This is a genomic window from Streptomyces actinomycinicus (assembly GCF_016741775.1).
Taxonomy (GTDB): domain Bacteria; phylum Actinomycetota; class Actinomycetes; order Streptomycetales; family Streptomycetaceae; genus Streptomyces; species Streptomyces actinomycinicus.
The window spans coordinates 573,309-591,359 of record NZ_JAERRK010000002.1 but is presented as its reverse complement, the minus strand read 5'-3'; the positions used below and the strand labels follow the sequence as shown (position 1 = coordinate 591,359).

Genomic DNA, 18,051 nt, shown 5'->3' with positions numbered 1-18,051 from the left:
CGCTCGGTGTTCGTGCGGGTTCCTGCGGGGCCACGGTACGCGGTGAAGGACCTGTGCGGTTCCCGTTCCCGCGCTCCGCGGGCCGGGACGGAGGAGGCCGGTGAGGCCCTCAACCGTTGAGTGCGTCGGCCAGTTGAGAGGCCAGATTACGGGCCCTGTCCTGCATTTCCTTGCTGTCGGGCACCGTTCCGGTCGCCATCGGCTGCTCCTCGTACTGGATGGTGACCACCACGTTGGACGTGCGGAACACCACAGTCACCGTCCGCGGCTCGGCAGTCGAACCGGACGCACCGAGCCGGTCGTCCAGGTACGCCTCGTCACCGAGATCGGTGAGCGCTCGGGACTGGAGATCTGCGGGCGTGGCACCGGCGGAGGTCTGCGCGGAGTCCGCGGACGCGGAGGAGCCCGCGGCGCCCGACGAAGGCCTGGCGGTGGACGGGGAGCCGCTCGCCGACCCGGTGGGCGTCGGGGACGCGGGCGGCGCCGAGGAACCGCTCGGCGCCGGCAGGTCCGCGGCCGTCTGCTTCTCCAGGAACAGCCGCTCCGCCTGGTCGTCGTCACTGACCGCGTTGTCGTACGACACCACGCGCTCGAAGTCCACCGAGAGGCGGTCCGTGGCGTCCGGCGACTCGACCTTCCAGCGGCAGCCGACCTTGCGGTCCGTGTCGTAGGTGAGCGTGGCCTCGCCCTGGTAGGCCTTCTCCTGCTGGTCAGGGCCGGGGATCTGCTGGATGCCGGGCAGCAGCGCGTCCAGGGTGTCGTGGTCGACCGCGCCGCACGGTTCGGGGAGCGTGCGGTACTTGCCGGGCTGGGCGGCGACCGTCGCCGTGCCGGCCTCGCCCGGGTTGGCGTTGTCCGGCGGGGTGTGCTCCCCCGAGCCGCTCGTGCAGCCGGCCAGCAGCGCCGCGAGGAGGGCGGCGGTGCCGGGTACGTACGCCTTCCGCAGCACGGTCGGGCTCCTCTCGACGGTCTGTGCCTGCTCGGTGATCCAGTGTCCCCGCTGGTTATTCGCTTGCCGCAGCGGGGCGCCCCCTGGAGACAATGTGTATCGCACGCACTGCCGTGGACGCCGGTCCCTTGTCCCTTTTCATCGACCTTGGCGCCGCTTTTGCGTTTTGCTGGTTTTAAGCCTTTTGTCGTTGATTCCGGGGGAATGAGGAACGTATGTCGTACGTGGAGATGCCGGGCGCCAAGGTCCCGATCCGGATGTGGACGGACCCGGCGACCGTGGAGGACGTGGCCCTGCGCCAGCTCCAGAACGTGGCGACCCTGCCGTGGATCGAGGGCCTGGCCGTGATGCCGGACGTGCACTACGGAAAGGGCGCGACGGTCGGGTCGGTCATCGCGATGCGGGGCGCGGTGTGCCCGGCCGCGGTGGGTGTCGACATCGGCTGCGGGATGTCGGCGGTGAAGACGTCCCTGACCGCGAACGACCTCCCCGGCGACCTGTCCCGCCTCCGCTCGAAGATCGAGCAGGCGATTCCGGTGGGGCGGGGGATGCACGACGACCCGGTCGCACCGGCCGGCTTCCACGGCCTGGCCACGGCCGGGTGGGACGACTTCTGGGGGCGGTTCGACGGGATCGCGGAGGCGGTCAAGTTCCGCGAGGACCGGGCGCAAAAGCAGATGGGAACGCTCGGAAGTGGCAACCACTTTGTCGAAGTATGCGTTGATTTGTCCGGTTCTGTGTGGCTCATGCTCCACTCCGGCTCCCGGAACATCGGCAAGGAACTCGCCGAGCACCACATCGGCGTGGCCCAGAAGCTCCCGCACAACCAGGGCCTGGTCGACCGTGACCTCGCGGTGTTCGTCGCGGACACCCCGCAGATGGCGGCCTACCGCAATGACCTGTTCTGGGCGCAGGAGTACGCCAAGTACAACCGCGCGCTGATGATGGCGCTCCTGAAGGACGTGATCCGCAAGGAGTTCAAGAAGGCCAGGCCGGCCTTCGAGCCGGAGATCTCCTGCCACCACAACTACGTGGCGGAGGAGCGGTACGAGGGCATGGACCTGCTCGTGACCCGTAAGGGCGCGATCCGGGCCGGCGGCGGGGAGTACGGGATCATCCCGGGCTCGATGGGCACGGGTTCGTACATCGTGAAGGGACTCGGCAACGAGAAGTCCTTCAACTCCGCATCGCACGGGGCAGGGCGGCGGATGAGCCGGAACGCGGCCAAGCGGCGCTTCTCCACGAAGGACCTGGAGGACCAGACCCGGGGCGTGGAGTGCCGTAAGGACTCCGGCGTCGTGGACGAGATCCCGGGTGCCTACAAGTCGATCGACCAGGTCATCGACCAGCAGCGGGACCTGGTCGAGGTCGTGGCGAAGCTGAAGCAGGTCGTCTGCGTCAAGGGCTGACCCGAAGGGAGTCCAGCCATGCCAGCAGGCGTTCGGCCTCGCGGGTTGTTATGTCCGGGTCGCGCAGGGCGTTCGTCAGGAGGGTCATGCCCTGGTGGGCGGAGACCAGGGTGAGGGCGTGGTCGTCCGGGTGCGGGACACCCCAGGTGCGGAACTGGGCGGCCGTCCAGTCCAGGAGGCGCCGGATCACCGCGCCGGCCTCGCCGTCCAGGGTGCCGTCCGTCCGCTTGCCGAGTTCGACGGCGAGGGTGCCGGTGGGGCAGCCGTGGCGGGCCGCCGTCTCGCGCTGGTCGACCCAGGCCGAGACGAGACCTCTGAGGCGGTCGTGCGGGGTCGGCAACCGGTCCAGGGTCTCGGTGAGTTCGTCCAGGTCCGCGCTGTGCTCCGCCAGTGCGGCCCGGACCAGTTCGTCCTTGGTCTTGAAGTAGTAGTAGACGTTCCCGACCGGGACCTCGGCCTCGCGGGCGATGTCGGCGAGGGTGGTGCGCTCGACGCCCTGCTGGTGCAGGACCCGGGCGGCCGCCGCCGTGAGCCGCCTGCGTTTCTCCGTCGCCTTCGCCCGCCGGTCCACTGAGTTCGTCACCTGACTGACTATAGACAGGGCGCCGTCAAGCCCTGACCGGCCTACTTCGCGTGCCGTACCGCGTAGATCATGACGAACGCGATGAAGTGGATGCCGAAGAGGAAGTAGGCCAGGAAGTACCAGACCTGGCGCTCGTCCTTGGTCTCCTGTGCGAGGCGGCGCTTCTCCGGGGAGTCGTCGTCGGTCATCGACGCTCCCGGTGGACCTTCGTGTTGGACGCCTGGGCACGCGGGCGGAGGACCAGGAGGTCGACGTTGACGTGGCTGGGGCGGGTGACCGCCCAGGTGATGGTCTCGGCCACGTCGTCCGCGCTGAGGGGTTCGGCGACGCCCTCGTACACCTTCGCCGCCTTCTCCGTGTCGCCGCCGAAGCGGGTCAGGGCGAACTCGTCGGTCTTGACCATGCCGGGTGCGATCTCGACGACGCGGACCGGGCGGCCGACGATCTCCAGGCGGAGGGTCTCGGCGAGGACGTGGGCGCCGTGCTTGGCGGCCACGTAACCGCCGCCGCCCTCGTAGGTGCCGTGGCCGGCCGTGGAGGAGACCACGACGACCACCCCGTCGCCGCTCGCCTCGAGCTTCGGCAGCAGGGCCTGGGTGAGGTTCAGGGTGCCGATGACGTTGGTCTCGTACATCGTGCGCCAGTCCGCGGGGTCGCCGGTGGCCACCGGGTCGGCGCCGAGTGCACCGCCCGCGTTGTTGACGAGGACGCCGACGGTCGTGAAGGCCGTGGCGAACTCGTCGACCGCCGCGCGGTCCGTGACGTCCAGCTGGTACGCCACCGCCGAGTGGCCGGCCTTGGTCAGCTCCTCGGCCAGGGCCTCGATGCGGTCCTTGCGGCGGGCGGTGAGGACGACGCGGTAGCCGGCCGCGGCGAGCTGCCGGGCCGTGGCGGCGCCGATGCCGCTGCTCGCACCGGTGACGACGGCGATGCGGGAGGCGGCGGACGGGGCTGCGGTGGCCATGAGCTGCTCCTGGGTGGGGTGCGTGGGCGTTTCCCGTCCAGCCTAGGCGAGCTTCAGGCGCCGTTCCTGGGCGCCCACATGATCACGGCCATGCCGGCGAGGCAGATCAGCGCCCCGGTGATGTCCCAGCGGTCGGGCCGGTAGCCGTCGGCGACGACGCCCCACAGGATCGAGCCGGCCACGAAGATCCCGCCGTAGGCGGCGAGGATGCGGCCGAAGTGGGCGTCCGGCTGGAAGGTGGCGACGAAGCCGTACGCGCCGAGGGCGAGGACGCCTCCGGTGATCCACAGCCAGCCGCGGTGCTCGCGGAAGCCCTGCCAGACCAGCCAGGCTCCGCCGATCTCGAACAGGGCGGCGACGACGAACAGGGCGGCGGAGCGCAGGACGGCCATGAGGGCAGCTTCGCACGCGGCGCCCGGGTGCCCGGCGCCGCGTCCGCTCCCGGGTTTGTCACCTGTTGGAGGGCGCCTGGCGGGCGGCTCGCGTGGCATACATCCGTACGGCAGCGGGAGCGCGAGCGAGGAGTGGTGAGGGGCGTGCGGATGCGGGCGTGGGTGTTGTCGGGGGTGTGCGCGGGTGCCGTCCTGGTGCCGGGGATCGCGGTGGCCGCTCCGGTGCCGGAGACGGACCTGGCCTTCCACGGGACCGTGGTGCTGGACGGGGACCGGGCGGAGATGCGGCTGACCCCGCGGAACGGCGGGCCCGGTGCCGTCGTGGACGCCACGGTGCGGATGCGCTGGTCGGTGCCGCTCGCCGACGAGCAGAACCTGCCCGCCCGGTGCGTCCGGGAGGACGAGCGGACGGTGCTGTGCGGGACCGGTGCGCTGGCGGCGGAGGCGACGGGGGAGCAGCTGCGGGTGCCGATGCGGCTGCGGGAGCAGGCGTCCGAGGTGACGCTGGAGATCGACACCGCGTGGAGCGGGGACGTGGTGGACAAGGACCGCTCGAACGACCGGATGCAGGTGCTGGTGCTGGCCACCGGGGACTCGTACGCCTTCTGAGCAGCCCCGGGCCCGCGGCCGAGGGGGCCCGACCGGAGTCCCGCCCGGGCCACGGTCCGGCCGGGATGCCCCGGCCGCGGGCGGTCGAGCGGGCGGCCCGACCGGGGTTATTCGGGGTTCTGCGCGTCGTAGCGTTCGCGGGCCGTGCGGACCTCGTCGAAGTGGGTCTCCGCCCAGTCCTTCACCGCGGTGAGCAGGCCGGCGAGGCTGGCGCCGAGCGGGGTGAGCGCGTAGTCGACGCGGACCGGGACGGACGGGGTCACCGTGCGGCTGATGATCCCGTCCCGCTCCAGGGTGCGCAGGGTCTGGGTGAGCATCTTGGGGCTGACCCCGGCGATCCTGCGGCCGATGTCGCTGTAGCGCTTGGGCCCGTTGGCCAGGGCGGCGACGACGAGACTGACCCACTTGTCGCTGAGCCGGCCGAGGAGCTGGTTGGTGGGGCAGGCGCGCAGGAAGGCGTCGTAGTCGGCGCGGGCCTGTTCGCGGCGCTGGGCTGCGGTCGTGGTCGCCATGGGCTCTTCCCTCCGGGGCAGCTACGCACTCTCAGGTAACTACTTACTAATGGATAGTACCTCTCCTACGGTTGGTGTTGCGGCCGGGAACGAGCCGCGGAACCGGCAAGTGCCTCGGATATCAGGAGAGTTGCTATGCGTGCTGCTGTGGTGAAGACGTTCGGCGGTCCGGACGCGGTGGAGATCGCGGAGGTGCCGCTGCCGGAGCCGGCGGCCGGCCAGGTGCGGATCAAGGTCGCGGCCGGTGCGCTGAACCCGGTGGACCTGTACGTCCGGTCCGGCGCCTTCGGCGGGGCCGGCAAGACGATCGGGCTCGGCTGGGATGTGGCCGGGACGGTGGACGCGGTGGCGGCGCCCGCCGCCTGGCAGGCCGGCGACCCGGTGGTGGCGCTCGTTCCCGGTGTCGCCGAGCCGCTGGCCGCGCACGCCGAGTACGTCGTCGTTGATGCGGGTCAGGTGGCCGCGGCACCGGCCTCGGTGGACGCCGTGCACGCGGGCACCTTGCCGCTGAACGGGCTGACCGCACTCCAGGCGCTGGACCTGCTGGACCTCGAGCCGGGCGCTTCGCTGCTGGTGACCGGGGCGGCGGGTGCGGTCGGCGGGTTCGCGGTGCAGCTGGCCGCGCACCGGGGGATCAAGGTGACCGGGCACGCCCGGGCCGGTGACGAGGAGCTGGTGCGGTCGCTGGGTGCGGCGCGCTTCGCGGCCGAAGGGGTGCCCGCGGGGAGCGTGGACGCGGTGCTGGACGCGGCGATGCTCGGTGAGCCGGCGCTGGAGTGGGTGCGGGACGGTGGCGCCTTCGTCAGCGCCCAGCCCGGCCGGCAGCCCGGGTCCGTGCGCGGGGTGCGGGTCACGGCCGTGGAGGTGCGCGCCGACGGGGCGCAGCTGGCGGAGCTGGTCCGGCTGGTGGACGCGGGGGTGCTGACCCTGCGGGTGGCCGGGACCTATGCCCTGGAGGAGGCCGCGAAGGCGCACGCCCGGCTGGCCGGGGGCGGTCTGCGGGGCCGGCTGGTGCTGGTGCCGTAGGCGCGGAAGAGGGCCCGGGGGCCGCGAGGGGGCCCGAGGGGTGGAGGGCTGGGAGTGGAAGGGGGCTGGGCGGGGGCTGGGAGGGGTCGGGTGCGGGCTGGGAGGGGGGCGGAATACCTCGGGTGGGGTGACCGTTGGAGGGGTATAGTTGAACGGTCAACAACCTGGAGGGTGAGCGACCATGCAGTTCGGGATCTTCACGGTCGGCGACGTCACGCCGGACCCCACCACGGGGCGGACCCCGACGGAGCGCGAGCGGATCAAGGCCATGGTCGCCATCGCGCTGAAGGCCGAGGAGGTCGGCCTGGACGTCTTCGCGACCGGCGAGCACCACAACCCGCCGTTCGTGCCGTCCTCGCCGACCACGATGCTCGGCTACATAGCCGCGAGGACGGAGAACCTGATCCTCTCGACGTCCACCACGCTGATCACCACCAACGACCCGGTGAAGATCGCGGAGGACTACGCGATGCTCCAGCACCTGGCCGACGGGCGCGTCGACCTGATGATGGGCCGCGGCAACACCGGGCCGGTCTACCCCTGGTTCGGCAAGGACATCCGCGAGGGCATCAACCTCGCAGTCGAGAACTACGCCCTGCTGCGCCGGCTGTGGGACGAGGACGTGGTGGACTGGGAGGGCAAGTTCCGCACACCGCTGCAGGGCTTCACCTCCACCCCGCGTCCGCTGGACGGCGTGCCGCCGTTCGTCTGGCACGGCTCCATCCGCTCGCCGGAGATCGCCGAACAGGCCGCGTACTACGGCGACGGCTTCTTCCACAACAACATCTTCTGGCCCGCCGACCACACCAAGCGGATGGTCGAGTTCTACCGGAAGCGGTACGCCCACTACGGGCACGGCACCCCGGAGCAGGCCGTCGTCGGCCTCGGCGGCCAGGTGTTCATGCGGAAGAACTCGCAGGACGCGGTACGGGAGTTCCGGCCGTACTTCGACAACGCGCCGGTGTACGGGCACGGGCCCTCGCTCGAGGACTTCACCGACCAGACCCCGCTGACCGTGGGCTCCCCGCAGCAGGTGATCGAGAAGACGCTGTCCTTCCGTGAGTACGCCGGCGACTACCAGCGCCAGCTGTTCCTGATGGACCACGCGGGGCTGCCGCTGAAGACCGTGCTGGAGCAGCTCGACATGCTCGGCGAGGAGGTCGTGCCGGTGCTGCGCAAGGAGTTCGCGAACGGACGCCCGGCCGGGGTGCCCGAGGCGCCGACCCACCAGTCGCTGCTCGCCGCCGCCCGGAAGGAGAACGTCGCATGAAGCTCGTCGTCGTATCGGCGGGACTGAGCGTCCCGTCCTCCACCCGGCTGCTCGCCGACCGGCTGGCCGCCGCGGTGGACCGGCACACGCCGGTGGACGTCCAGGTGGTCGAGCTGCGGGACCTCGCCGTCGAGATCGCGCACAACTTCACCAACGGGTTCGCCGGGAGGGCCCTGGCCGCCGCGCAGGACGCGGTGGCGGGGGCCGACGGGCTGATCGTCGTCACGCCGGTGTTCAGCGCGTCGTACAGCGGGCTGTTCAAGTCCTTCTTCGACGTGCTCGACAAGGACGCGCTGGCGGGCAAGCCGGTGCTGATCGCGGCGACCGGGGGTACGGGGCGGCACTCGCTGGTGCTGGAGCATGCGCTGCGGCCGCTGTTCGCGTACCTGCGGGCCGTCGTCGTGCCGACCGGTGTGTACGCCGCGTCCGAGGACTGGGGTGCGGAGGGGCTGGCCGAGCGGATCGAGCGGGCGGCGGGTGAGCTGGCCGTGTTGATGCCGCTGGCTACGGGGAGGGACGAGGCCGACGTCGTGCCGTTCGCCGAGCAGCTGGCGGCGTTGCGGCGCTGACCCCGCCCATCCACCCACCCGACTCGGTCGGCCGGAGGGCTGCCGTCTCGGGCGGGAGCGGCTCGGTGGGCTGGAGGGTTGCCGTTGGGGGTGGGTGGCTCGGTCGGTTGGGGGGTGCGGTTTCGGGGTGGGGAGGCTCGGTCGGCTGGGGGGGTTGCCGTTGGGGGTGGGGTGGCTCGGGGGGTTGGAGGGGTGGGGTCTTGGTGGGGCGCCCCGGGGCTTGGAGGGTGAGAGGGCGGTAAAAAGGGTGATCGTAGGGATGGTGGTCCCGGTCGTACCCGCGGTGCCCTTGGCAGACTGGGAACGTGCCCCAGACTGTGCTGCTCGCCGAAGACGACCGCGCCATCCGCCATGCCCTCGAGCGTGCCCTCACGCTGGAGGGCTACGCGGTGACGGCGGTCGCCGACGGCGTCGAGGCGCTCGCCCAGGCCCACAAGAACCCGCCGGACGTCCTCGTCCTGGACGTGATGATGCCGGGCATCGACGGCCTCCAGGTCTGCCGCGTCCTGCGCGCCGAGGGCGACAGCACCCCCATCCTCATGCTCACCGCCCTCGTGGAGACCGCTGACCGGATCGCCGGCCTGGACGCGGGCGCAGACGACTACGTCGTCAAGCCGTTCGACGTCGAGGAGGTCTTCGCCCGGCTCCGCGCCCTGCTGCGCCGCACCAGCCCGGTGCCCGTCGGCGGCGCCGCCCCCGAGGAGCCCGTACGGGAAGCGCCGCTCACCGACCGGCAGCTGGAAGGCGCCGGCCTGCGCATGGACCTCCAGGCCCGCCGGGCCTGGCGCGGCCCGCGCGAGCTGGAACTGACCCGCACCGAGTTCGAACTGCTGGAACTGCTCGTGCGCAACGCGGGCATCGTGCTCGACCACTCCACGATCTACGACCGCATCTGGGGCTACGACTTCGGCCCCGGCTCCAAGAACCTCGCCGTGTACGTCGGCTACCTGCGCCGCAAGCTCGACGAACCCGGTGCCCCGCAGCTGATCCACACCGTGCGGGGCGTGGGTTACGTGCTGCGGGAGGACTGAGTGGGCCGCCGCTGGCGGCTGCCGGCCCGGCCGAAGCTGGTCTCCCTGCGCACCACCTTCGCGGTCTCCTTCGCCGCCGTCACCGCGGCCGTCACCATCCTCGTCGGCATCCTGTCGTACGGCTCCGCCGCCCGGCTCGTCCGTGTCGACCAGCAGTCGGTGTTCACGCAGGTCGTGCAGGACGTCCGGGACGAGGTGCGGCAGCACGCGATGGGCCCCGAGGACTTCTCCTCCTCCCGCCCCGGGCACGACCTGGTCCGTCCCGCCCGCACGGACGTCCAGGTGCTCGGCGCACAAGGACAGATCGTGGACCACGGCAGCCCGGTGCTGCCGGTCACCGCCCGGGACGAGGCGGTCGCGGTCGCGCGCCCGGCCGGGAAGGTCGTCCAGCACAAGGACGTACGGGTGGACGAGGACCTGTTCCGCATCGCCACCGTCTCGCTCGGCGACGGGCGCGGGGCGGTCCAGGTCGCTCAGGAGTTCAGCGACACCGAGGACCTGCTGCGGGCGCTCCAGCAGCGGACACTGATCCTGATGTCGGCCGTCGTGGTGGCGGCCGGGCTGTTCGGCTGGTGGCTGGCCCGGCGGATCACCCGGCGCCTGGTGGTGCTCACCTCGGCCGCCGAGGACGTCGCCCGCACCCGGCAGCTCGGCATCCAGGTCCCGGTGGCCGGACTGGACGAGGTCGGCCGGCTGGGCCGGGCCTTCGACCGGATGCTGGGCCGGCTCGCGCAGTCGGAGGAGGACCAGCGACGGCTGGTGCAGGACGCCGGCCACGAACTGCGCACACCGCTCACCTCCCTGCGGACCAACATCTCGCTGCTGCGCCGGATCGACGAGCTTCCCCCGGCCACCCGCGAGGAACTCGTCGCCGACCTCGGTCAGGAGGCCCGCGAACTCACCGACCTCGTCAACGAGCTGGTCGACCTCGCCGCCGGGCAGTCCGACAGCGAGCCGCCCCAGCGGGTGGACCTCGCCGACCTCGCCGAGGACGTGGCCGGCCTGGCCCGGCGCCGTACCGGCCGGGACGTCAGGCTGCGCACGAGCGGCGACACGACGACCGAGGGACGGCCCGGGATGCTCCAGCGGGCCATCTCCAACCTGGTGGACAACGCCGCCAAGTTCGACCGGGACGGCACGGCGCCGATCGAGGTCTGCATCACCGGGCCGGCCCGGCCGGGCACGGTACGGGTGGAGGTGCGGGACCGGGGGCCCGGAATCGCCGAGGGCGACCTCATCCGCATCTTCGACCGCTTCTACCGCGCCGCCGACGCCCGCTCGCTGCCCGGCTCGGGCCTCGGACTGTCCATCGTCCGCGAGGTCGCGGCGGCCCACGGCGGAGCACCGTTCGCCTACCGCCGGGCGGGCGGCGGCGCGGTCATCGGTTTCACGGTCGGGGGCGGGTACACGGGCAGTGGGGGCGACGACGCCTGACGAACACCCGCCGGCGCCGCGGACGAGCGAGTGGGCATGTGCGTGCCGGGGGGGGGGGGCCTGCCGCCGTCGTCGGTTGAGTACGGGTACCTACCGTCTGCCGGGTAGGTACGCCCATCCGCCCGGAGCGTGCGCCGCCGTACCGTCGTCGCATGCCTGAGGAGAGCACGCCGACGACCGAGACCACGGAGAACACGCCGGTCACCGAGACCTCGGAGAGCACGCCGGTCACCGCGACCCCGGAGAGTGCCGGGAGCCCGGAGACCGCAGCGGCCACGGAGCGCTCCGGGACCGCGGAGGGCGCCGGCGGCGCGGGGGGTGGTGCGGTGCGTGCCGGGTCGGTGGCGCGTGCGTTCGGGCTCGGCTGTCTCGGATGCGGCGGTGTCGCCCTCGCCGCCGTCCTGGCCCTGGTCCTCGTGCTCATGTGGAACGCCTCGGACGGCACCGACCTCCCCCGGGTCGCGCCCGAGGACATGGCGGACCGTGCCTTCCGGCACTCGCAGGAGGCGTACGACGTCATGGGGTTCACGCGCACCGTGCAGCCGGGGGTCGAGGACGCCGGCGTGAGCCCGCAGAACACGCTGGGCGCCGAGTACTGCTACGACGGGGGCACGTTCGGGCTGGAGGACAAGACCGTCGACGGCGCCTACCGGCTGTACCACGAGTGGGCGCTGGACCGCGTGCCCGCGAGCCGGGCCGTGCCCGGCCTGCGCAGGCTGCACCAGCACCTGCGGGACGAAGGCTGGGAGGTCTCCTCGTACCGCGAGGGCGGCAGGCACAAGGACTGGATGCTGTACGTCAAGCGCGAGGGCGAGGGGCGGCTGTCCTTCATCTGGGACCCGGAGCGGCAGTACTTCACGGGCGGCTCCGCCACCCGCTGCGCCTACGACCCCGGGTGGAAGGGCGGCGGGACCGAGGCCTACGAGCCCGATTCCGCCGCCGACGCCGTCGACGTGCCCGCTCTGGGACCCGGGCGCCTATGAGCGGCCCGGCAGCGTGAGGAAGCCCTCCGCGCGGGCGCTCGCCAGGCCGATCCTCGGGATGTCGCTGCTCTTGGCGAAGAGCAGGAAGCGGGGCTCCCACACGGGGCGGTACTTGGCGTTGGCACGGTAGAGGGACTCGATCTGCCACCAGCGGGAGAAGAAGGTGAGGGTCGAGCGCCACAGGCGCAGGACGGGGCCCGCGCCGAGGCGGGCGCCGCGCTCGAAGACCGAACGGAACATCGCGAAGTTGAGCGAGACCCGGTCGGTCCCCAGCTCCTGCGCCCGCAGGAGAAGTTCCACCACCATGTACTCCATCAGGCCGTTCTCGCAGCCCCGGTCGCGGCGCATCAGGTCCAGGGACAGGCCGCGTTCCCCCCAGGGCACGAAGCTGAGCAGGGCGCGCGGTTCGCCGTCAGCGTCCCGGCACTCCAGCATCACGCAGCGGCCGTCGGAGGGGTCGCCGAGGCGGCCGAGGGCCATGGAGAAGCCGCGTTCGGTGGCGCCGTCGCGCCAGTGGTCGGCGCGGTCCACGAGGACGGCCATCTCCTCGCCGGGAATGTCCTCGTGGCGGCGGATACGGACCGTGTAACCGGCCCGCTGCACCCGTTTGTGGGCCTGGCGGACCACGCGCATGGCACGGCCCTCGAGGGTGAAGTCGGCCAGTTCCACGATCGCCTCGTCGCCGAGTTCGAGCGCGTCCAGGCCGTGCCGGGCGTAGATGGTGCCGGCTTCCTCGCTCGCGCCCATCACCGCCGGCGTCCAGGCGTGCCGGCGGGCTTCGGCGAGCCAGGCGTCGATGGCGCCGGGCCAGGCCTCGGGGTCGCCGATCGGGTCGCCGGAGGCGAGGCTGACCCCGCCGATCACACGGTAGGCGATGGCGGCCTTGCCGCTGGGGGAGAAGATGACGGACTTGTCGCGGCGGAGGGCGAAGTAGCCGAGGGAGTCACGGTCGCCGTGCCGGTCCAGGAGGGTGCGCAGCCGGGCCTCGTCCTGCGGTGCCAGCAGGCAGGCGCCGCGCGGGGCGCGGAAGCAGGCGTAGAGGACCAGCAGGGACGTGACGGCCATCAGGGTGTTGACGACCATGTCCGCCCAGCGGGGGGCCTGTACGGCGGCGATCCTGTCGGCGAGCGGGCCGACGCTGATGCCGCGCAGCAGGGTGTAGGAGATCTCCTCCCTCAGGGAGGCGCCGGCCACCTTGTTCGTCGCGTGCACCAGGAGGGTGCCCAGGCCGCCGCCGACCAGGGTGCCGCCCACGCCGACGGCGAGGGCGAGGCGCGGGTTGGAGCGGTCGCCGATGGCGTCGAACTCGCGCCGGCCGAGCAGCAGGGCGGCGACGAACAGGCCGGTGAGGGCGGTGGACACCCAGTTGAAGGCGTGCTCGCGGTACGGGGCGCGGGTGAGGGCGACGACGTACAGGCCGAAGAGCGGGCCGGCCAGGAGGAGGTTGAAGAGCCAGGCGGCTCGCTTGCGGCGGCGCATCACCACCGCGAGGAAGAGGGCGAGGACCGCCGAGACCAGGCCGGCGGTTGCCAGGTACGGGGTGAAGTACTCGCCCGCGTTGTGCTCGTGCACCTCCTCGCGGAACGGCAGCGACACGACCGCGGCGATGTTCAGCACGACCAGCAGCCGCAGGTACCAGACGGTGGCCGTGGCGGCGCGGCTGCGCAGCCGGTCGTCACCGGAGAAGGCACGGAAGGACGGCGGGAGGAGGCGGGTGACGCGGCGGGCGTTTTCTGCGGCGGGAGCCTGGGGCGGGCTCAGGGTCGTCTGGGGAGCGGGCATGGTGACGGATCACCCCTTGGGGACGGGGACGGGGCAGCGCAGACCCTACAGCCCCCGGATGACGGGACGGCGGGCTTCCGTACGGGCGGCAGTCCCCGACGCGTCAGCCGCCGCTGCCGCGCCGGGCCGCCGTCAGCGTCCAGGCCAGGTTGCCCACGGCGGCGCCGGCGGCCACGGTGGCCACGATCACCCCGCCGGTCGCCAGTCCGTCGCTGAACAGGTGGGGGCGCCGGGCGAGGCTGTGCAGGCCGAAACCGCACAGCTCGTACACGCCGACGGCGGCGACGACCAGGCTGACGACCAGCAGCGTCAGGGTCGGCGCGAGACTGCCCGCACAGACCTCCGTGCCGGGCTCCGTTTCCGTGGTGTCCTGCATGGGTCCCCCGTTGAGCAGTGTGAACAGCCCGGCGGCCGCCGCCGGTTGGGAACCTACAATACGTAGGGTCGGTTGGGGCCGATGCCGTGCGGATGCGCCACTAACCGTTGCGCAACTTCCGTCCCGCGGGATGCGCCCACCGCCGGTGGCCGGGGGGCTTGGAGGACTGGGCCATGGAGCTGTGCCGGTGAGCCGTGCGCTGCGGCTCATCCGAAGCGGCCCGCCACGTAGTCCGCCGTGCGCTGCGGCTCAGCCGAAGCGGCCCGCCACGTAGTCCGCCGTGCGCTCGTCCGCCGGTGAGTTGAACATCTGTTCCGTGGGGCCGTGCTCGACGATCCCGCCGGGCGTGCCCTGCTCGGCGAGGAAGAACGCGCACTGGTCGGAGACGCGGGCCGCCTGCTGCATGTTGTGCGTGACGATGACGATCGTGATCTGGTCGCGCAGGTCCTGGATCGTCTCCTCGACGCGGCGGGTGGATGTCGGGTCGAGCGCCGAGCACGGCTCGTCCATGAGCAGCACCCGGGGGCGGACGGCGAGGGCGCGGGCGATGCACAGGCGCTGCTGCTGGCCGCCGGAGAGCGCCCCGCCGGGTCTGCGGAGCCGGTCGCGGACCTCCTTCCACAGCCCGGCCCGGGTCAGCGACTCCTCGACCAGTTCGTCCTTCTCGCGGCGGCTCGCGCGGACACCGGTCAGCTTCAGGCCGGCCACCACGTTGTCGTAGATCGACATCGCCGGGAACGGGTTCGGCTTCTGGAAGACCATGCCGATGCGGCGCCGGGCGTCGGTGAGACGGCGTTCGGGTGCGTAGACGTCCTCGCCCTCGAAGAGCACCTCACCGCCGAAGGCGGCCCCCGGGATCAGCTCGTGCATGCGGTTCAGGGTGCGCAGGAACGTGGACTTGCCGCAGCCGGAAGGGCCGATCAGGGCGGTCACCCGGCCCGCCGGCATGGTCAGCGAGACCCGGCTGAGCACCTGGTGCCCGCCGAACCAGGCCGAGACCGCGCGGGCCTCCAGGGCGGCGGGCACGGTGGCCGGTGCGTCGGTCACGGGAAGTACGGCGGTGTCGGTCATGGGGCCACCTCGATCACAAAGGGCTACAGCAGGTTCGGGAGGAGTTCGGTCGCGTGCGTGGCGACCCGGAGGCCGAGCACGGCGATGACCGGGGCGAGGACCAGCCACGTCTGGTGGCGGCCCCAGCGGTGCCAGGTCCACACCGCGGCGACGGACGCGAGCAGCAGCGCCTGGAGCCACATCACCAGCGGCCACGGCACTTCGGAGGGGCGGGCCAGCGGCTCCTCGGAGTCCGGCAGGGTGCCGGCCCGGATGACCGCGGCCGGGGTCTGGAAGGGCGCCGACACCAGGTCGGCGTCGACGCGGAGCACACCGTCCGGCATGAATCGCGTCCCGGTGGCCGTCACCAGCACCAGACGGCCCTTGCCGGTGGCCGGCGGTGCGGGCGCCGGGTCGCCGGCCCGGCGGACGCCGATGACCTGGTAGCGGGCCTTGCCCTGGCCGGTCGTCACGGTGAACGTGTCGCCCTCGGCCAGATCGGCCAGGTGCCCGAACGGCCCGCCGTACGCGGCGGCGCGGCCCATCAGCACGCTGGTGCCGGACTGCCCGGGCATCGGGGTGTCCCGGCGGTGCCCGGGACCGCCGGTCAGGACGGTGGAGTCGGTGCCCTCCAGGACGACCTGCGACAGGCCCAGCTCCGGTACGTCGATGAGCGCGACCGGGGTGCCGGGGCCCAGCAGCGCGCCCTGCTGGTCGGTCTGGGCCACCGGCGCGGTGCCGAGGGCGAGTTGTCTGCGCAGCTCGTCGAAGGCGGCGTGCTGGGCGCTGTGTTGCTGGATGCCGCTGAGCAGCAGCAGCTGGACGGTGCAGCCGAGCAGCAGCGCGGCCAGGCTGAGCAGGGCACCGCGGGCCAGGTGGTGTACGGCGGTCAGGCCGCGGACCCGGGCGCCGGGCGCGGCCGGTGCGAGCGCGGCAGGGGCGGCGACGGTCACGGCGGCCCGCCTCCTTCACTGTGCGTAGGGGGCTGCCGGGGAGCGGGGGCGGGCTCCCTGGCAGCGGTGCGGGTGGGGACGGATCAGGTGGACTTGACGGTGAAGTCGGCGCCCGACCTGGAGTTCACCGTCGAGGAGCCGGCGTAGAAGGCGTGCAGCTTGTGCGAGCCGCGGCTCAGCTTCGGCAGGGTGACGGTCACCTTGCCGCCGCTCAGCGTGCCCGTGGCGAGGACCTTGGAGCCCTCGTAGATGCGCACGGTGCCGCCCGGGGTGGTGCCGGTCGCGGTGACCTTGACGGAGACCTTGGCCCTCGCGGTGTGGCTGATGGAGCCGGGTGCGGAGCTGCTCACCGACGGCGTCGCCTTGGTGATCTTCAGGGTGGCCGTGGTGGAGGACGCGTTGAGCTTGCCGTTGCCCGCGTAGGAGACGGTCAGCGTGTGCGTGGCGACCTTGAGGTGGTTCGACAGGGCGACGGAGGCCTTGCCGGAGCCGTCCAGGGCGCCGGTGCCGAGGACCGTGGAGCCCTCCTTCACGGTGACCTTGCCGGTGGGGGCCACGCCGTGCGAGCCGGTCACCGTGACGGTCACCTTCGGCGTCCTGCCGTACGCGGTGGTGGCGGCCGTCGCCTTGGTGGTGCTGGCGAACCTGACCGCGCCGGTCCAGGTCGCGGGGGCGCCGGTGCCGTTGAGGTTGGCGCCCGCGACCACGGCCGTGTAGGTGCCGTCGGCCAGACCGGTGAAGGTGTACGAGGTGGCCGGCGCGGGGACGTCCTTGACCGCCGCCACCGTGCCGTCGGCCCGGGTCAGTGTGATCCGGTAGTCGGTGAGCGGCAGACCGGTGGGCGCCGGCGCCGTCCAGGACAGCTTCAGGCTCGCGTCACCCGGGGCGGCCTTCAGGTTCCCCGGCTTGGCGGGCGTGGAGGTGTCGATGCCCGACTCCTCCAGGCCGCCCAGCTTGGCGTGCTTGGCCACGCTGACGGAGCCGTTGTACGGCTCGTTGACGAAGCCGAAGTCGGCGATGACCTTCTCGGCGGCGTCCGACGCCAGGGCGGCCTTGTGGCTGCCGCTGGTGACGAAGACGTCGTAGAGGTCCTTGTCGTAGAAGATGCCGGCCGGGTCGATCGCCCGGGACGGCACGACGTTGTAGACGTCCCGGCCGAAGGTGGCGTTCTCGTAGTAGGCGGTGACCGGGGACAGCTTGCCGTTGACCGTGATCACCGGGGTGGTGGCGCCGGAGTCACCGGGCAGCTGCACGGCCGCCAGGTGCGCGCCGGCCGCCGCCGCGGCCTTGCTGTAGTCCGGGGCGACGCCGTTGTTCTGGGCGATCCAGCTGCCGACGGAGAACGGCACCAGCGCGCCGTCCTCGGTGATCGCGCTGTCGGCCTGGTTCTCCTGGACGGTCGGGATGTCCGGGGAGAGCGTGGCGTCGGTCAGGCCGATCGCCGACAGGAAGAACTTGCGGGTGCCGGAGCTGCTCTGCGGGATCTTCGGGTGCACGGTCTGCCCGCCCACCTTGGTGAGCGCACCGGAGTAGATGTCGTGCAGCTGGTCCACGGTGAGGCTGTCCAGCGCCGGGCCCTTCACCGCGACGCCGACCGCGTCCCGGGCGAACGGGATGTAGGTCAGTGCGGTGCCGGAGGTGCTCGGGCCGCTGGAGGAGCGGGCGAAGTCGACCTGGTTCTTGATGGAGACGCCGGCGGAGTCCGGGTACTTGTCGCCGGTCAGCGACTCGCTGAGGGCGAGCCGGCCCTTGCCGGAGCCGTTCGGGCGCAGGAACGCCGGGCCGCCGGAGCGGGTCTGGACGGAGGAGCTGGTGGAGCCGGTTCCGGGCTCGATCGCGTCGTACGAGGCGATGCCCGCGCCGCTCGCCGACTTCACGGCCGTGTCGGCGTAGCTCTTGTTGTTCACCGTGTCGCCGGCCAGGGCGTTGAGCACGTCCTGGGTGGTGTCGGAGCCGACGCCGACCAGCTTGCGGAAGGTCCCGGCGGGGGTGGGGTCGGCGTGCGCGGGGCTCGCCAGAGCCAGGCCGCCGGCCACCACGGCGGCGGCGACGAGCGCCGCCGATGAGCGCGTTCTGCGCATCGAGAGTCTCCTGACGGTAGTACGGAGAAGAGGGAGAAGGGAGAGGGATCTGGCAGGGTGGTGCGGGCCGTCCGCCCC

At 72.4% G+C, this 18,051-nt stretch carries 19 protein-coding genes; 8 read left to right on the top strand and 11 right to left on the bottom strand.

Translation table 11 applies throughout. The features are described from left to right. Positions 1–109: 109 nt before the first annotated feature. Positions 110–949, bottom strand: a complete 840-nt coding sequence (locus tag JK359_RS06770) for a DUF3558 domain-containing protein (RefSeq protein WP_201832650.1) — start codon at positions 947–949, stop codon at positions 110–112. A gap of 215 nt (positions 950–1,164) precedes the next feature. Here JK359_RS06770 and JK359_RS06765 point away from each other — a divergent pair, with 215 nt between their 5' ends. Next, positions 1,165–2,358 carry an RtcB family protein gene (locus JK359_RS06765; RefSeq protein ID WP_201832648.1) on the top strand — a complete coding sequence of 398 codons (1,194 nt, stop codon included), beginning with the start codon at positions 1,165–1,167 and terminating at the stop codon, positions 2,356–2,358. Here JK359_RS06765 and JK359_RS06760 read toward each other — a convergent pair. From JK359_RS06760 to JK359_RS06745, 4 genes are read right to left on the bottom strand one after another with little or no spacing between them, the layout of a single operon-like run. Continuing rightward, positions 2,348–2,941 carry a TetR/AcrR family transcriptional regulator gene (locus tag JK359_RS06760; RefSeq protein ID WP_307787988.1) on the bottom strand — a complete coding sequence of 198 codons (594 nt, stop codon included), beginning with the start codon at positions 2,939–2,941 and terminating at the stop codon, positions 2,348–2,350. The genes JK359_RS06765 and JK359_RS06760 overlap by 11 nt on opposite strands. Positions 2,942–2,982: 41 nt before the next feature. Next, complete coding sequence (locus tag JK359_RS06755) at positions 2,983–3,129, bottom strand: hypothetical protein (protein WP_201832646.1); 147 nt, start codon at positions 3,127–3,129, stop codon at positions 2,983–2,985. Next, positions 3,126–3,905, bottom strand: coding sequence for an SDR family NAD(P)-dependent oxidoreductase (locus tag JK359_RS06750; RefSeq protein ID WP_201832644.1), 780 nt, complete (start codon positions 3,903–3,905; stop codon positions 3,126–3,128). The genes JK359_RS06755 and JK359_RS06750 overlap by 4 nt, the downstream gene beginning before the upstream one ends. Before the next feature lie 53 nt (positions 3,906–3,958). Beyond that, positions 3,959–4,297 carry a YnfA family protein gene (locus JK359_RS06745; protein WP_201832629.1) on the bottom strand — a complete coding sequence of 113 codons (339 nt, stop codon included), beginning with the start codon at positions 4,295–4,297 and terminating at the stop codon, positions 3,959–3,961. Positions 4,298–4,447: 150 nt separating this feature from the next. On the opposite strand from JK359_RS06745, the gene JK359_RS06740 reads away from it, so the two are divergent. After that, positions 4,448–4,906, top strand: coding sequence for a hypothetical protein (locus tag JK359_RS06740; protein WP_201832834.1), 459 nt, complete (start codon positions 4,448–4,450; stop codon positions 4,904–4,906). 107 nt (positions 4,907–5,013) lie between these two features. Here the strand turns inward: JK359_RS06740 and JK359_RS06735 are convergent, their stop codons facing one another. Beyond that, positions 5,014–5,418: a winged helix-turn-helix transcriptional regulator gene (locus JK359_RS06735; RefSeq protein WP_201832627.1), complete on the bottom strand. Its 405-nt coding sequence runs from the start codon at positions 5,416–5,418 to the stop codon at positions 5,014–5,016. Positions 5,419–5,553: 135 nt separating this feature from the next. Between JK359_RS06735 and JK359_RS06730 the strand changes: the two genes are divergently transcribed. From JK359_RS06730 to JK359_RS06705, 6 genes are all read left to right on the top strand, one after another. Beyond that, the gene (locus JK359_RS06730) at positions 5,554–6,444 is read left to right on the top strand and encodes an NADP-dependent oxidoreductase (RefSeq protein ID WP_201832625.1); all 891 of its coding nucleotides are present in this window, start codon (positions 5,554–5,556) and stop codon (positions 6,442–6,444) included. A 181-nt stretch (positions 6,445–6,625) separates the two neighbouring features. Then, positions 6,626–7,714 carry an LLM class flavin-dependent oxidoreductase gene (locus JK359_RS06725; RefSeq protein WP_201832624.1) on the top strand — a complete coding sequence of 363 codons (1,089 nt, stop codon included), beginning with the start codon at positions 6,626–6,628 and terminating at the stop codon, positions 7,712–7,714. Continuing rightward, positions 7,711–8,283 carry an FMN reductase gene (locus JK359_RS06720; RefSeq protein WP_201832622.1) on the top strand — a complete coding sequence of 191 codons (573 nt, stop codon included), beginning with the start codon at positions 7,711–7,713 and terminating at the stop codon, positions 8,281–8,283. The genes JK359_RS06725 and JK359_RS06720 overlap by 4 nt, the downstream gene beginning before the upstream one ends. A 305-nt stretch (positions 8,284–8,588) precedes the next feature. Beyond that, positions 8,589–9,314, top strand: coding sequence for a response regulator transcription factor (locus JK359_RS06715; RefSeq protein ID WP_201832620.1), 726 nt, complete (start codon positions 8,589–8,591; stop codon positions 9,312–9,314). Further along, entirely contained in the window at positions 9,315–10,748 is a 1,434-nt protein-coding gene (locus JK359_RS06710; protein WP_201832618.1) for a sensor histidine kinase, read from the top strand. Between the two features lie 152 nt (positions 10,749–10,900). Continuing rightward, entirely contained in the window at positions 10,901–11,731 is an 831-nt protein-coding gene (locus JK359_RS06705; protein WP_201832616.1) for a hypothetical protein, read from the top strand. On the opposite strand, the gene JK359_RS06700 is transcribed toward JK359_RS06705, so the two are convergent. The 5 genes from JK359_RS06700 to JK359_RS06680 form a co-directional block, all read right to left on the bottom strand. Next, positions 11,726–13,513 (bottom strand): phosphatidylglycerol lysyltransferase domain-containing protein, encoded by a 1,788-nt coding sequence (locus tag JK359_RS06700; RefSeq protein ID WP_236677329.1) that lies wholly within the window; start codon positions 13,511–13,513, stop codon positions 11,726–11,728. The two genes, JK359_RS06705 and JK359_RS06700, sit on opposite strands and share 6 nt — an antisense overlap. A 103-nt stretch (positions 13,514–13,616) precedes the next feature. Further along, the gene (locus JK359_RS06695) at positions 13,617–13,889 is read right to left on the bottom strand and encodes a hypothetical protein (RefSeq protein ID WP_201832615.1); all 273 of its coding nucleotides are present in this window, start codon (positions 13,887–13,889) and stop codon (positions 13,617–13,619) included. 249 nt (positions 13,890–14,138) lie between these two features. Beyond that, on the bottom strand, positions 14,139–14,915 hold the full coding sequence (gene pstB / locus JK359_RS06690; protein WP_372445359.1) for a phosphate ABC transporter ATP-binding protein PstB: 777 nt from the start codon (positions 14,913–14,915) through the stop codon (positions 14,139–14,141). A gap of 68 nt (positions 14,916–14,983) precedes the next feature. Beyond that, positions 14,984–15,892, bottom strand: coding sequence for a sortase (locus JK359_RS38800; protein ID WP_201832605.1), 909 nt, complete (start codon positions 15,890–15,892; stop codon positions 14,984–14,986). Between the two features lie 83 nt (positions 15,893–15,975). Continuing rightward, a complete protein-coding gene (locus JK359_RS06680) occupies positions 15,976–17,973 on the bottom strand; it encodes an Ig-like domain repeat protein (protein ID WP_201832597.1) in 1,998 nt (665 codons plus the stop codon). Positions 17,974–18,051 lie beyond the last annotated feature (78 nt).

What these genes read in the sequence shown, in the direction of transcription:
- JK359_RS06735 (WP_201832627.1), bottom strand. Translation starts at nt 5,418, where the DNA reads ATGGCGACCACGACCGCAGCCCAGCGCCGCGAACAGGCCCGCGCCGAC.
- JK359_RS06725 (WP_201832624.1), top strand. Translation starts at nt 6,626, where the DNA reads ATGCAGTTCGGGATCTTCACGGTCGGCGACGTCACGCCGGACCCCACC.
- JK359_RS06730 (WP_201832625.1), top strand. Translation starts at nt 5,554, where the DNA reads ATGCGTGCTGCTGTGGTGAAGACGTTCGGCGGTCCGGACGCGGTGGAG.
- JK359_RS06765 (WP_201832648.1), top strand. Translation starts at nt 1,165, where the DNA reads ATGTCGTACGTGGAGATGCCGGGCGCCAAGGTCCCGATCCGGATGTGG.
- JK359_RS06750 (WP_201832644.1), bottom strand. Translation starts at nt 3,905, where the DNA reads ATGGCCACCGCAGCCCCGTCCGCCGCCTCCCGCATCGCCGTCGTCACC.
- JK359_RS06700 (WP_236677329.1), bottom strand. Translation starts at nt 13,513, where the DNA reads ATGCCCGCTCCCCAGACGACCCTGAGCCCGCCCCAGGCTCCCGCCGCA.
- JK359_RS06705 (WP_201832616.1), top strand. Translation starts at nt 10,901, where the DNA reads ATGCCTGAGGAGAGCACGCCGACGACCGAGACCACGGAGAACACGCCG.
- JK359_RS06745 (WP_201832629.1), bottom strand. Translation starts at nt 4,297, where the DNA reads ATGGCCGTCCTGCGCTCCGCCGCCCTGTTCGTCGTCGCCGCCCTGTTC.
- JK359_RS06720 (WP_201832622.1), top strand. Translation starts at nt 7,711, where the DNA reads ATGAAGCTCGTCGTCGTATCGGCGGGACTGAGCGTCCCGTCCTCCACC.
- JK359_RS06680 (WP_201832597.1), bottom strand. Translation starts at nt 17,973, where the DNA reads ATGCGCAGAACGCGCTCATCGGCGGCGCTCGTCGCCGCCGCCGTGGTG.
- JK359_RS06755 (WP_201832646.1), bottom strand. Translation starts at nt 3,129, where the DNA reads ATGACCGACGACGACTCCCCGGAGAAGCGCCGCCTCGCACAGGAGACC.
- JK359_RS06740 (WP_201832834.1), top strand. Translation starts at nt 4,448, where the DNA reads ATGCGGGCGTGGGTGTTGTCGGGGGTGTGCGCGGGTGCCGTCCTGGTG.
- JK359_RS06695 (WP_201832615.1), bottom strand. Translation starts at nt 13,889, where the DNA reads ATGCAGGACACCACGGAAACGGAGCCCGGCACGGAGGTCTGTGCGGGC.